Raw genomic sequence first — 14532 nt, 5'->3', positions numbered from 1 at the left:
TAGTAAATGCAGTAAACTCCGAATCGTTTGCATCTTTAGCGTAAACGAACTACATTTGCCGTAAATAGTGTGCAGATGAAAAAGTTACTTTGCTTTTTGCTGATGTTACTGGTCGCTTTGCCTTCCCTGACAGCTCAACGGAAGAAGGTTGGAGTTGTATTAGGCGGCGGGGGTGCAAAAGGTGTAGCTCATATTGGGGTGTTGAAAGTGTTGGAGGAAGCCGGTATTCCGATCGATTACGTGGCGGGTACGAGTATGGGCGCCATTGTCGGCGGCTTATATGCCATCGGGTATACGCCGGCGGAAATAGATACGATGGTGCTGGAACAGGATTGGACGATGTTGCTCAGCGACCGGATCAAACGAAGCAGCCTTACCTTTCCGGAAAAGGAAAACTCCGAACGATATATTCTTTCTCTGCCTTTTGGAAAGGACAAAAAGGATCGTGTCATTCAGGGGATGATAAAGGGACAGAACTTGATGAATCTCTTTTCCAACCTGACGATCGGTTATCATGATTCCGTAGATTTCAGAAACTTCAATATACCTTTCGCCTGTGTCGCTGTGGATGCAGTCGATGGGAAGGATTATGTGTTCCGTAAAGGCAGCTTGCCGCTGGCGATGCGTGCCAGTATGGCGATCCCGGCAGTGTTTACCCCTGTCCGGCTGGATAGTATGGTGTTGATAGACGGGGGATTGAACGATAATTTCCCGGTAGATGTCGCCCGGGAGATGGGTGCCGACGTTATTATCGGTGTAGACCTGGGTACCAGTGATTTGAAGACGCTTGACAAGCTGAACAGTCCCGGTGATGTGATCGGGCAGATCATCGCCTTGCACGGACATGATAAATATGCACGTAATAAGGAGCAGACCGACCTGTTGCTCCGCCCGAATATGACCTCTTATAATGCCGCCAGCTTCAGTACGGTTGCACTCGATACGCTGATCCGTCGCGGAGAGCAGGAAGCCTATGCCCATTGGGATGAGATCATTGCACTGAAAGAGAAAATAGGAATAGCGGAAGATTCCTGTCCGGAAGAGCATGGACATGTCCGGAAATCTTACCCCGCGTTGCCTACCGACAGCTTCTATATCCGGACGATCTCCTTTGTCGGTACCGATCCGAGGGATGAAAAGTGGCTGATGAAGATCAGTGGTTTGCGGGAAAACAGCCGGATCACGTTGCACGAACTCCATCATGCCATGTCTGTGCTGATCGGCTCCAATGCCTATTCGAATGTAGATTATATGCTGACCGGCGAGCAACAGCAGAATTTGGTGCTGACGGCACAAAAGAAATCAGTCAGCTCTGTGAACCTGGGTGTGCGTTTCGATTCGGAAGAGGTCATCGGCGTCTTGGTGAATGCCACTTTCGATCACCGGGCCCGCAATCATTCGAAGCTGGGATTTACCGGGCGTGTCGGGGGGAAGACTTCGTTTGCCCGCCTGGATTATGCCATCGAAAGGACTCCCTTGCGTAATCTGAACCTGGCCTACCAGTTCACTTACCAGGATTTGGATATCTACAAGAAAGGCGATAAAACATTCAATACCAGCTATACCCATCATTTTGCCGAGTTCGGCTATTCGGATATGAACTGGCTGAATTTCAAGTTCAAGCTGGGATTGCGTTATGAATATTATGATTATAATTCCTTCCTCTATACCGGTGATAATAACCAATACGAGGTAAAGCCGGAAGGTTTTATCAGTTATTTCGCTATGGCACATCTGGAGACGTTCGATAAGCGGTATTTCCCGACAAAAGGCGTTTCCCTGAAAGCAGACTATTCTTTTTATACGGACAATTTCGTCAGTTATAACGGGCATGCACCGTTCTCTGCGGTGGGTCTGAATTTCACATCTGTCATACCTGTTACTTCCCATTTCAGTATATTGCCTTCCCTGTATGGCCGCGTACTGATCGGTGGAAACCTGGCCTATCCTTTCCTGAATGCGGTCGGGGGTGAGGTGGAAGGACGGTATGTGCCCCAGCAGCTGCCGTTTGCCGGAATCAACCGGATGGAGATATTCGACAACTCGGTAGCCGTTGCCCGCCTGCATTTCCGTCAGCGTATTGCAGGGAATAACTATATTTCCCTGATCGGTAATTATGCGATTCATCATGATGACTTCTTCCACCTGCTGAAAGGGAAAAGCGTATGGGGCGGAAGTCTCGGATATGCGTATAATAGCATTGCGGGACCGCTAAGCGCGACTTTCAGCATGTCCAATCAAAACACCAGCCTTCAATTTTATTTGAATCTGGGATTCTCGTTCTAGTTTTTGTTGTACATTTGTTATCCGTTAATCAATCAAATACAAAGAGATACATGAAACTTACACGAATTACAGGGATAGCCGCCGGTCTGTCCCTTCTGGTTGCCGGTATGCAGGCACAGGTTAGTCTGCCGTCTGTTTTTACCGACCATATGGTGTTACAGCAGAAAAGTGAAGTGCCTGTATGGGGCTGGGGATCTGCAAGTGCTACAATCAAAGTTGTCGGAAGCTGGGCTCCGCTGGATACGGCAACGACTGTCGTCCGTTCGGACGGAACCTGGGATACTACCCTGAAAACGGTCGGAGCGGGCGGTCCTTATACCTTATCGGTCCTGGGCGATGGCACCCGTGAACTGAAAGACGTCATGCTGGGCGAAGTATGGCTGTGTAGCGGCCAGTCCAATATGGAATGGACTCCGATGCACGGTATCGACAACAGTGAAAAAGAGGTCGCCGCCGCCAATTATCCGAATATCCGTTTCTTCCATATCCCCAAACGCGGGGCCGCTACCCCGCAGAATAATTGCGAAGCATCGTGGGCACCCTGTACCCCTGACAAGATGAAGAGTACCAGCGCTATAGCTTACTTCTTTGGACGTGACTTGCAAAAAGACCTGAATGTCCCTGTCGGCCTGATCGTGTCTGCCTGGGGAGGTACTCCGGCTGAGGTATGGGTGCCCGAAGAACAGATAATGAATAATCCCCGCATACGTGATGTAATGCCCGATAAAACATATCCCTGGTGGCCCGTAGAGCCGGGTGTACTGTATAATCAGATGATCAGTCCGGTCGTGCCTTATGCCCTGGCCGGTGCTATCTGGTATCAGGGCGAATCCAACCGCGATCATCCGGATTCGTATGGAATCCTGCTGAAAACGATGGTCGAGAGCTGGCGTAAGAGTTTCAAAAAAGACTTTCCGTTCTATCTGGTGCAGATCGCACCGTTTACCTATAATGCCGGCGATAATGGCGCTGCTTTGGTTCGCGAGCATCAGGAATGGGTTGCCCGTACGGTTCCAGGGGCCGGGATGGTCGCTGTTTCAGATTGCGTGGCAGATGTAAAGAATATCCATCCGACCGATAAGCAAAGTGTAGGACAACGCCTGGCGAATATGGCATTGGGCAAGATATACGGCCGGCTCGATTCCGGATATGAAAGCCCTCTGTTTGAAAGTATGACCATCGATAAGAACAAAGCTGTCATCTCTTTCCTGCATGCCGGTAACGGTTTGATGTGTAAAGATAAGGAAATTACCGGGTTCATGATAGCCGGCGAAGACGGTGTCTTTGTACCTGCCAAAGTCCGGATCAAAGATAATACGGTTGTTGTAACCTCTTCCAAAGTGAAGAAGCCTGTCGTGGTGCACTATTGTTTCGATGATGCGACCATCGGCAACCTGTTCAGCAAGGAAGGTTTGCCGGTCGCTCCTTTCCGTACCGACAGAAACTGGAAGAATGAATAATATTATTCCCTATCTTTGTAGGTAAAACAGACAGAGAATATGAATAAAGAGATTATACAATTCCTGAAGGAATTAAGCGTAAACAACAACCGGGAGTGGTTCCAGGCAAACAAGGACCGCTTCGATGTCCTGCACAAAGGATTTATCGACGAAGTGCAGGAAGTAATCAACCGGATTGCCCTGTTCGATCCGCAGGTAGCAGGCCTGGAATCGAAGGATTGCCAGTTTCGCATCTACCGCGATCTGCGTTTCTCTCCGGACAAGACACCTTATAAGGTTCATTTTGCAGCTTATATGGCCCAGGGCGGACGTGCCAGCGAGCGGGGCGGATATTATATCCATCTCGAACCGGGTGCCTGTATGCTGTCCGGTGGTGTATGGTGTCCTCCGCCTAAATTATTGAAAATGCTTCGCCAGGATATTTACGATCACATCGACGAGTTTGTCGGTATCATTGAAAAGCCATCCTTTAAGGAAGCCTTTCCGGTGATGGAAGGGGAGGTACTGAGGCGTATGCCGGCCGGTTATCCGACCGATTTCAAATATGACGAGATCATGAAGCATAAAGATTTCTGTTTTGCGGCCAACTTGCCGGACGAGTTCTTTATGGCGGACGACTGGATGGATCAGACCTTAAAGCGATTCGAAGAATTACTGCCGTTTAATAATTTTCTGAATTATACGGTAGATGAATTTTTAGGAAGAGTATAAAGAATAGCGAGGGTATTTCAACTGATTGACATACCCTCGTTTTCTTATCAGGACAATGCCGCAATAGCCGTCCCTATCAGATTCGCATTATTCATTTTGTTCACATGAACTTTCACATCACCTATTCCAAGCTCATTCAACAGCTTTTCCAGTTCTTCCATTACGAGTACACTGTAATTTTTATCTTTCCTGTTAATACTCCAGAACATACTTCCTTCGGCCACCAGGCATACTTTTTTGATATCCTTATTATAGGAAACCAATAAAGAGACCAGTCCCGCAAGTGAAGCAGCTACCAATTGGGCAGAACGGTTATATATCCAGTGGGCAACCTGTACATATTTATCTTTATGAATATCCGGATAATTCATGATAGTCGTCAGCTTCTGCGCATCAAACTTTTCTTCAAATTCATCCAGCGGAAAGGTCGATTTCAATATCTCTCCCAGATACATGCCGGAGACGGCTTTCTCGAAACGTTGCATGCCACGGCTGTCGGAGCAGGCATCGACCGTGTCGTCGACAGTTGTCAGATAGGGCGGATGGAAATTTCCTGATTCCAGATTGACAGGGATTAGCCCGTGTGCCTGTACGGAAGATGGTAATTTTGTAATCTTATCGGCAGGAATAAAGGTCGCCATATTAGTTCCCGTTCCGACTATAAGTCCGATATAGGCGTCATAACTGCTGTCGGTAAGTCCGGCGAACAGGCTGGCTACGGTATCATTAAGAACCTTTATGCCTGTAAACCGGGGGGTATTCCTGTCATTCAGATAGTCAAGCAGAGGTTTCCCAACTGGCTGTCCGAGCATTTCCTTGATATGCACTCCCTTTGTCCAGTGCAACAACCGGGCATCCCCGTCGGGAAGCGATTCGGCTGCGTACGAGAAACAATAACCGATAGGCATTTCCTGCTCCCGCTTGATCTCTCCGATAGGGTCGGCCAGTTCCTTGAACAGCTCGTCACGGGTGAAGCCGGGAGTTTTCATTACCGACAGATCTTTTTTCCAGCCGTTTTCAGGATGGATAGTCGGTTTGTCATTATTAAAGTTGACTGTTGCCACCCGGTAATTCGTACCTCCCAGGTCGAGAACGAGGGCTTTACCGTTTATGTTTGTACTTTTAGGGGTGATGAATGTCGGGATACATTGTATCTCCTGATCGTCTTTTGCCAGACCTTCTTCTACTTTCTGTCGCAATGAAAGAGCAATCTCTTTCAATTGGTCATTTTCCAGTTTAAAAATATTTCTCTCCATGATATACCGATTTAATTTGGATGCTAATATCCTTCTTTTATTTCTAAATAACAATCGTGAGTGTATATTTAGTTCTGAATAATGCTGCTGATGATGAAAAAAACTATTGATGTCAATTCGTAAGTAAGTTGGCTTTTTCTTTTGGCTTATTAAGAAAATAGTGACTAAAAGCAATGTTATTTTGATGTTGTAAATCGTTTTTGTTATAAACTGTAAGTTGTGTGCTCTTTTGTAGGTGTTCTGATGTAGTTTAAAATAGTTAAATAAGACTATTTTGCTATCAATATGTCAGAATATATTTGGCTGTTACCGGGAAACTGTGTTCATTTGCACGCAATTTGAAAGTAAATCTTATAAGTAATATATTTTATGAAAGCTTCAATTTTAAGAAAAGAAATTTTATCACTTGTTGTTTTGTTTGTTTGCAGTCTGGCAATGAGTGCCGCTTCTCCCAGAAACTATCTGTATGATACGAAAGAAGAGAACGGAAAGATCGTTTCAAAAGTAATATTCCTACAGGAAGAAGGGCTTTTGAACAAACAGGTGAAATATGAATTCGCCTACAATGATAACGGCAAAGTCGCTGAGAAAAAAGCGTACCGCTGGAATCAGGCAAAAGAGACATGGGATCCTTATTATCTGATTACATATCAGTATAATGAAGACGGAAATATCACTTCCGAATACGGAATGTGGGACAAAAAGAAGAAAGATTATAGCCTGAATACACAGAAAATGCTTGTTCCGGCTACCAATTATGAGGAAATTTTCTCATAATACCTATTTTAAAACATTCATAGACACACACGAAAGTGGCGCGAATAACAAAAGACGTGAGTCCCTGTTATTAGCGCCACTTTTATTTTGGTAAATAGTTCTCTTATTTGATGATCTTTTCCAGTTCTGACAAATTGTTAGCAACTTCCTCATCTGTTACTTCGTAGTTTGTCAGGTCGCCGGCCAGATACTGGTCGTAAGCTGCCATGTCGATCAATCCGTGACCGGACAGGTTGAACAGGATCGTACGGGTTTTGCCTTCTTCTTTCGCTTCCAGTGCTTCGCGGATAGCAACGGCAATAGCGTGTGATGATTCCGGAGCCGGAATGATACCTTCCGCCTGGGCAAATAGGGTGGCTGCCTGGAATGTATCCAACTGTTTTACATCGTATGCGCTCATTAAGCCATCTTTCATCAACTGGCTGACAATAGAACCGGCACCGTGATAACGCAGACCGCCTGCATGGATATTTGCCGGGGCAAAATTATGTCCTAACGTGAACATCGGGATGAGCGGTGTGTAGCCGGCTTCGTCACCGAAGTCATACTGGAACTGTCCGCGTGTCAACTTCGGGCAGGAAGCTGGTTCGGCGGCAATAACGCGTACATCTTTTCCTTCCGTCAGTTTATGACGCAGGAAGGGGAATGTAATACCGGAGAAGTTTGAACCGCCACCGAAGCAACCGATTACAACGTCCGGATATTCGCCGGCCATTTCCATCTGCTTTTCTGCTTCCAGGCCGATTACAGTCTGATGCAGCATGACGTGGTTCAATACGCTACCTAATGTATATTTGCAGTTCGGAGTTTGCATTGCCAGTTCTACCGCTTCCGAAATAGCTGTACCCAGGCTACCCTGATAGTTGGGATGGTCGGTCAGAATCTTACGTCCCGCTTTCGTACTCATACTCGGAGAGGCGATCACTTGTGCACCGAATGTCTGCATGATAGAGCGGCGATAAGGTTTCTGATGATAGCTGACCTTTACCATATATACAGCCAGTTCCAGGCCGAAAGCCTTGGCGGCATAGGATAGGGCGGCACCCCATTGTCCGGCACCTGTTTCCGTAGTGATATTGGTAATACCCTCCTGTTTGCAGTAGTAAGCCTGTGCGATAGCCGAGTTCAGTTTATGCGAACCGATCGGGCTGACGCTTTCGTTCTTAAAGTAGATATGTGCAGGAGTATCCAGCATCTTCTCCAGTCCGTAAGCACGAACCAGCGGAGTCGGACGCCATACCTTATATAATTCGCGAACTTCTTCCGGTATTTCAATCCATGCATCTGTCGTGTTCATTTCCTGGTGTGAAGCACCTTTGGAAAATAAAGGATACAAGTCTTCTTCCTTCAACGGTTGCTTTGTCTGCGGATTTAAAATAGGAAGTGGTTTGTTCTTCATGTCAGCCACAATGTTATACCAGGCTGTAGGTATGTCTTTCTCCTCCAATAAAAACTTTTTAGTACTCATAATTCTTTATGTAGTTTACATTATTAATCATTTTGGCCTTTCAGGCTTACAACTTGGAAGCAAAGTAACAAATAATATTTCGTTCTTCAAATTGAATAAACAAAAATATATACCTTTGCGCCTTCAAACTAGACAAATAGATAACAAACGACAACGATGAAAAAGCTGGCTCTGCTATTGGTAAGTATGCTGACTTTGTTTTCCGCAACTGCCCAGAAGAAAAACTTCACTTACAAGTTTTATGGTTTTGTACGTGGTGACCTGTTCTACAACACCCGTGCAAATATGGCTCCGGTAGACGGAAACTTCTACCTTTTCCCTTTGGATGAAAAACCGGATGCTGACGGGAAAGACCTGAATGCGACTCCCAACGGTAGTTTTTATACGTTCACTTCCCGCCTGGGATTGAGTGTGACCGGCCCGAATGTCGGCTCGGCTCGTACTTCAGCTTGTCTGGAGACTGACTTCGGCGGCTTTTCGGGAAGTACGACTATGTTGCGTATCCGCCAGGCATGGGTAGCGTTGGATTGGGATAAGAGTAATGTATTGATCGGTCATACCTGGCATCCGTTATTCGGTTCCGTATTTCCGGATATGTTGAATCTGTCGACAGGCGCACCTTTCCAACCTTTCAACCGCAGTCCGCAGATTCGTTATCAATACAAGGCAGGTAATGTAAAACTAACCGCTTCGGCTATATGGCAGTTGCAATACACGTCGAGCGGTCCGAAAGGGATGAGCGAAGATTATATAAAGAATAGTTGTGTGCCGGAGTTTTATGTAGGTGCCGATTATACGTCCGGCAATGGCTGGCTGGCAGGAGCCGGTATTCACCTTATTTCTTTAAAACCCCGTACGACTTCTGAGATAAATGACAAAGTATATAAAGTAAATGAGCGTATGACGACATATTCATACGAAGCTCACTTGAAATATACCGGCCGTAATTATACCTTTGCAGCCAAAAGCCTGATGGCTTCCTGTCTGGACCAGACGGCCCTGATCGGCGGCTATGGCATTAGTTCTGTCGATCCGAAGACTGGCGAGCAGGAATATACTCCTTTCCGTCATTCGACAACCTGGGCGAATTTCACCTATGGCACGAAGTGGAAAACGGGATTATTCCTGGGATACACCAAGAACCTGGGGACGGATGATGAACTGACAGCCTCGAAAACAGTCTACGGAATGGGACTGGATATCGATCAGTTGCTGACGGTAAATATGAATTTTTCTTATAATCTGCCTCACTGGCAGATCGGACTGGAATATTCTCCGGCAACGGCCTGGTATGGAACGATCGACCAGAAGAACGGTAAAGTGGGAAACACTCACGCCATAACCAATCACCGCATATTGGGATTGGTTATGTATTATTTCTAATTTGAACGCTTTTAAATGAGAACGAGACTAGGTATGTTTTTATTGGCCGGATTGTTAGCTGTAACGTCCGGTTATGCACAGAAGAAGAATTTTTCGTATAAGTTTTACGGACAGGTTCGTGGTGACTTGTTCTATAATTCCCGGGCCAATTCCGAGATAGTAGACGGTTTGTTTCATCTCTATCCGAAAGATATCTCTCCGGATGCAGATGGCAATGATTTGAATGCTACGGCAAACGGTAGCTTTTACCTGTTGTATTCCCGTTTGGGGATAGATGTGGCAGGACCGAGTGTCGGTAAAGCTAAGACAACCGCTAAATTGGAAGTGGATTTCCGTGGTTCGGGAAGTAACTTTGCCATGATTCGTGTGCGGCATGCCTATGTAAATCTGGATTGGGGAAAATCGGCTGTCCTGATCGGACAGACCTGGCACCCATTATTCGGTGATATCTTTCCACAAATGTTGAACCTTTCCACCGGAGCACCTTTCCAGCCGTTCAGCCGTAACCCGATGCTTCGCTATCGTTATACCAGTCAGGGATGGAGCCTGACGGGGGCAGCTATCTGGCAGTTGCAGTATCTGTCTACCGGACCGAACGGAAAGAGCGAGGAATATATAAAGAATAGTTGTGTGCCGGAATTTTATGCCGGTGTCGATTATAAAACTAACAATTGGCTGGTAGGTATAGGTGCCGACCTTATTTCGCTGGCACCACGTGTAAAATCCGAAGTCGGTGATAAGATTTATAAGGTAAAAGAGCGTGTTACCTCCGTTTCTGTCGAGGCGCATGCCCGTTATACGGATGATAACTGGAAGATTTCGGCAAAGACGATTATGGGAGAAAACCTGGCCCATCTCTGTATGCTGGGTGGTTATGGTGTCAGCAGTATCGACAAACGTACCGGCGAACAGGAGTATACGTCTTACCGTCATTCAATGACCTGGTTGAACGTGGTATATGGTAAAAAATGGCAACCCGGACTGTTTGTCGGGTATTTGAAGAACCTGGGGGCAGGAAAGGATATTGTCGGACCGACTTATGGAGTGGGCCTCGATGTGGATCAGGTCTTTACCACTAATTTGCAACTGTCGTATGTGTTGCCTCACTGGAAACTGGGAGTGGAGTACAGCCCGTCTTTGGCCTGGTATGGCGACCGTACACTTGCCGATGGACGTATTCGTGATACCCATTCAGTAACTAACCACCGTGTATTAGGTGTATTAATATATTCATTCTGATGAAAACGCTGATAATTGGAGCAAACGGTTTTACAGGCAGACGTATTTTGCAACATCTGTCCCAGTGTGGTGGGTATGAATTGACAGGATGCTCCCTGCATAAAGATATTCAGCCGGAGAGTAATTCCCATTTCGTTCAGGTGGATATCAACGATCATCCGGCCATCGGGCGATTGATCGGGGAGACGCGCCCTGATGTCGTGATAAACGCTTCTGCACTTTCCGTACCCGATTATTGTGAGTCCCATCATAATGAGGCGCATGCCGCCAATGTACTTGCCGTTGAAAATATGGCGCGTTGCTGTGAACAGGAGGGTAGCCGTTTTATTCATCTGTCGACCGATTTTGTCTTTGACGGAAAGAATCCTTCTTTATACACCGAGGAAGATATTCCGGCTCCGGTGAATTATTATGGCCTGTCGAAATATCAGGGAGAATTGGCCGTGGCTGCCAATTGCAGTAATTATGCGAATGTCCGCGTGGTCGTTGTCTACGGAAAAGCATTGCCGGGGCAACATGGCAATATCTTGCAATTGGTAAAGAACCGCTTGGAAGCCGGTCAGGAGATATGGGTCGTTTCCGATCAGTACCGTACACCGACCTGGGTAGGGGATATTGCTGTCGGAGTAGAAAAACTTATGCATGTTTCTCTAAACGGTACCTGGCATATTTGTGGAGGCGAATGCCTTTCGATAGCCGATATAGCTTACCGTGTTGCCGATTATTTCAAGCTGGACCGTTCATTGATTATCCCGGTCACCACCGAAGAAATGAACGAAGCGACTCCACGTCCCCGTTTCAGCGGGCTGAGCATCGAAAAAGCAAAACGTGAGTTAGGCTATACTCCTCATACCCTCGAAGAAGGAATGGCGGAGATGAGATAGAATCATATATAACAAGCAATATGAGCACAGAAAACAAAAACTCTTTAGAACTGAAGTACGGCTGTAACCCCAACCAGAAGCCGTCGCGCATTTTTATGCAGCAGGGGGAATTGCCTATAGAGGTATTGGACGGTCGTCCCGGATATATTAATTTCATGGACGCTTTCAATAGCTGGCAATTGGTGAAAGAACTAAAAGAGGCTACCGGACTACCGGCTGCCGCATCTTTTAAGCATGTCAGTCCGGCGGGTGCCGCTGTGGGAATCGAGATGAGCGATACCCTGAAGAAAATTTATTTTGTAGACGACCTGCCTCTTACTCCTCTGGCAACCGCTTATGCCCGTGCCCGTGGTGCAGACCGCATGTCTTCTTACGGCGATTTTATCGCTTTGAGCGATACTTGCGATGAAGCTACTGCCCGCCTGATCAACCGCGAAGTTTCCGACGGTGTCATTGCTCCCGGTTATACCCCGGAAGCTTTAGAGATACTGAAAAACAAAAGGAAAGGAACGTATAACGTGATTAAGATCGATCCGTCTTATAAGCCGGCTCCGATTGAACATAAAGATGTGTTCGGTATCACTTTCGAACAGGGCCGTAACGAGATTAAACTAGACGAAAGCTTGCTGACAAACATCCCGACTCAAAATAAGGAATTTTCTGAAGCTGCCAAACGCGATCTTATCATTGCCCTTATTACATTAAAATATACGCAGAGTAATTCTGTCTGCTATACAAAAGACGGACAGGCTATCGGTATCGGTGCCGGTCAGCAGAGTCGTATCCATTGTACCCGTTTGGCCGGAAACAAAGCCGACATCTGGTATCTCCGCCAGCATCCGAAAGTAATGAACCTGCCCTGGATCGAAAAGATCCGTCGTGCCGACCGCGATAATACAATCGACGTATATATCAGCGATGACCACGAAGACATTTTGACCGACGGTATCTGGCAGCAGTTCTTCACCGAAAAACCGGAAGTGCTGACCCGCGAAGAGAAACGTGCGTGGCTGGACACCCTGAAAGGGGTAGCACTGGGCTCAGATGCTTTCTTCCCCTTCGGTGACAACATCGAACGTGCTCATAAAAGCGGTGTCGAATATATCGCACAGGCAGGCGGTTCCGTCCGAGACGATCATGTGATCGATACTTGCGATAAATATGGCATAACGATGGCATTTACAGGGGTACGTTTGTTCCATCATTAATTATATTTATAGGAGATAAGCAGATTCGCTATTAAGGGATTCTGCTTATTTTTTACTAATAGTTTCAATATGATTTTCGTGTTGGAACTTTTTCCCCATCCCAATGGGGAAAATATCCCACCCGAAAGGGATAAACCCCCCATCTGTATGGGAGTATCTTTCTTCTATTGAGTAAATAACCGAAGTAAGTTATTCCTGGGGTGTTAAATCAAATCGGATTCGTTTCGTTTTATTGTATTTGTACTATATTTGCCTGGGAGATACTTTTATGGAAAAGGATACATTATATATAAAAGAACTGGTATTGGGGAGTCATGACGCTTTCAGGTGCCTGTTTATGAATTATTTCCCAAAGGTTAAATACTTTATAAGTCATCTTACCAAATCGGAGATTATAGCCGAAGAATTAGCTCAGGATGTTTTTATGAGAGTCTGGGAGAGCCGGGAACAGTTGGGGGTTGTCGAATCGTTTAATTCGTACGTTTACCGGATGGCGAAGAATATGGCTCTGAATTATTTGCGGCGTAAATATGTGGAAGAAAGTTATCTGGAAGAGTATGAAGGAGAGACTGAACTGACCATTGAAGGGGAATTGTATGCCCGTGAGATAAAATTACTGGAGCAATTGACTGTCAGCCGTATGCCCCGTAAACGTAAAGCTATTTATGAAATGAGCCGGAGAGAGGGGCTGACAAATGATGAGATAGCGACCCGGATGGGTATTTCTAAGAAAACCGTAGAGAATCACCTGAACTTGGCGTTGAAAGAGATCAGAAAGACCTTGTTTTTATTTACTTCCTTCTTTATGTAAAAAAATAATTACTTTTTTTGGGTGCATTGTTATTCTCGCGTGTCTTAATTTATAGATAACGGAAAATAACATTATGTCGAAAGTATATCAGATCATAGAAAATTTCTTTAAGAAAGATCATCCGGAAGAAATCCGGAAGAGCTTTGCCCGCTGGTTTTTCTCTTTTTCATCGGAAGAGAAGGATGAAGCCCTTTGCCGGATTTGGGATGATATCCAGATAAAAGGAGATAGATCGGTAGAGCAATCTTTCGATGAAGTGGAAAGGCGTTTAGGATTTCCGCAACGCAGGAGGATACATTTCTCATTCCGGAAATGGGGACAGGTGGCTGCTGTTATTCTGATACCTTTACTTAGCGTATGGTTTTCATGGCAGTATGTGCAAAATCATACGGTGGAGGAAGTTGCATGGGTAGAATGTTTTGTCCCCGCAGGGGAAATACGTACCGTTATATTGCCCGATCATTCAGAGGTGATGGTTAATTCAGGAAGTTCTCTGTTTTATCCGGCTGAATTTAAAGGGAAGAATCGTAATATTTATTTAAGCGGAGAGGCTAAGTTTTCGGTTTCGCCGGATAAGAAGAAACCTTTTATTGTCAAAACACAGGATATGTCTGTAGAGGCATTGGGTACGGTTTTTAATATTTCGTCTTATCCGGATGATAAAAAAACGGCCGCTTCACTGGTGGAAGGGAAAATTAAAGTCGATATTAATTCAGGTCAGGAAAGTTTTATTCTTAACCCGGAGGAACAAATCGTATATGACAGGGAAACAGGGCGAAGTGAACATAAGCATGTCCGGTTGGATTATGTACTGGCCTGGGAAAAGGGGCAGATGGTTTTCCAAAGTGTTTCATTGTATACTGTCATAAAAGAAATAGAACGGAATCATGGGGTAACGGTTTACCTCAATTCCAAAGGATTGAAGGATGAACGTTTAACGGTTAAATTCCTGCATGATGAGACGTTGGAGGAAGTATTTTATACTTTACAACAAATTATTGCCGGGTTTAAATATAAGATAGAAGGGGATAAAGTATATATTTATTAAT

Annotated in this window: 12 protein-coding genes; 10 read left to right on the top strand and 2 right to left on the bottom strand. The window is 45.6% G+C overall.

All coding sequences use genetic code 11. The features are described 5' to 3' along the window. Positions 1-75: 75 nt before the first annotated feature. The 3 genes from NBH14_RS05210 to NBH14_RS05200 are packed head-to-tail and all read left to right on the top strand — an operon-like array spanning position 76 to position 4457. Positions 76-2286 carry a patatin-like phospholipase family protein gene (locus tag NBH14_RS05210; RefSeq protein ID WP_186958590.1) on the top strand — a complete coding sequence of 737 codons (2211 nt, stop codon included), beginning with the start codon at positions 76-78 and terminating at the stop codon, positions 2284-2286. Between the two features lie 50 nt (positions 2287-2336). After that, on the top strand, positions 2337-3746 hold the full coding sequence (locus NBH14_RS05205) for a sialate O-acetylesterase (RefSeq protein WP_186958589.1): 1410 nt from the start codon (positions 2337-2339) through the stop codon (positions 3744-3746). Between the two features lie 39 nt (positions 3747-3785). Further along, a complete protein-coding gene (locus NBH14_RS05200) occupies positions 3786-4457 on the top strand; it encodes a DUF2461 domain-containing protein (RefSeq protein WP_186958588.1) in 672 nt (223 codons plus the stop codon). A gap of 47 nt (positions 4458-4504) precedes the next feature. On the opposite strand, the gene NBH14_RS05195 is transcribed toward NBH14_RS05200, so the two are convergent. Further along, positions 4505-5713, bottom strand: coding sequence for a hexokinase family protein (locus tag NBH14_RS05195; RefSeq protein ID WP_186958587.1), 1209 nt, complete (start codon positions 5711-5713; stop codon positions 4505-4507). A gap of 369 nt (positions 5714-6082) precedes the next feature. Here NBH14_RS05195 and NBH14_RS05190 point away from each other — a divergent pair, with 369 nt between their 5' ends. Continuing rightward, on the top strand, positions 6083-6490 hold the full coding sequence (locus tag NBH14_RS05190) for a DUF3836 domain-containing protein (RefSeq protein WP_186958586.1): 408 nt from the start codon (positions 6083-6085) through the stop codon (positions 6488-6490). A gap of 103 nt (positions 6491-6593) precedes the next feature. Here NBH14_RS05190 and NBH14_RS05185 read toward each other — a convergent pair whose 3' ends face one another. Next, a complete protein-coding gene (locus tag NBH14_RS05185; RefSeq protein WP_186958585.1) occupies positions 6594-7958 on the bottom strand; it encodes a TrpB-like pyridoxal phosphate-dependent enzyme in 1365 nt (454 codons plus the stop codon). Positions 7959-8114: 156 nt separating this feature from the next. On the opposite strand from NBH14_RS05185, the gene NBH14_RS05180 reads away from it, so the two are divergent. The 6 genes from NBH14_RS05180 (at position 8115) to NBH14_RS05155 (ending at position 14531) form a co-directional block, all read left to right on the top strand. Then, entirely contained in the window at positions 8115-9341 is a 1227-nt protein-coding gene (locus NBH14_RS05180) for a DcaP family trimeric outer membrane transporter (protein WP_010800869.1), read from the top strand. 15 nt (positions 9342-9356) lie between these two features. Beyond that, positions 9357-10580 (top strand): DcaP family trimeric outer membrane transporter, encoded by a 1224-nt coding sequence (locus NBH14_RS05175; RefSeq protein WP_186958584.1) that lies wholly within the window; start codon positions 9357-9359, stop codon positions 10578-10580. Further along, complete coding sequence (locus NBH14_RS05170; protein WP_186958716.1) at positions 10577-11464, top strand: SDR family oxidoreductase; 888 nt, start codon at positions 10577-10579, stop codon at positions 11462-11464. The genes NBH14_RS05175 and NBH14_RS05170 overlap by 4 nt, the downstream gene beginning before the upstream one ends. Positions 11465-11484: 20 nt before the next feature. Next, positions 11485-12672 carry a phosphoribosylaminoimidazolecarboxamide formyltransferase gene (locus tag NBH14_RS05165; protein WP_186958583.1) on the top strand — a complete coding sequence of 396 codons (1188 nt, stop codon included), beginning with the start codon at positions 11485-11487 and terminating at the stop codon, positions 12670-12672. A 268-nt stretch (positions 12673-12940) separates the two neighbouring features. Continuing rightward, a complete protein-coding gene (locus NBH14_RS05160; protein WP_186958582.1) occupies positions 12941-13483 on the top strand; it encodes an RNA polymerase sigma-70 factor in 543 nt (180 codons plus the stop codon). A gap of 73 nt (positions 13484-13556) precedes the next feature. Continuing rightward, positions 13557-14531, top strand: coding sequence for a FecR family protein (locus NBH14_RS05155; protein ID WP_186958581.1), 975 nt, complete (start codon positions 13557-13559; stop codon positions 14529-14531). The last annotated feature ends 1 nt before the right edge of the window (position 14532 follow it).

Origin of the sequence: Parabacteroides caecihominis (assembly GCF_023656785.1) — a bacterium.
Classification (GTDB): Bacteria; Bacteroidota; Bacteroidia; order Bacteroidales; family Tannerellaceae; genus Parabacteroides; species Parabacteroides segnis.
The sequence above is the reverse complement of the archived record's forward strand: the minus strand, read 5'-3'. Positions and strand labels throughout refer to the sequence as shown.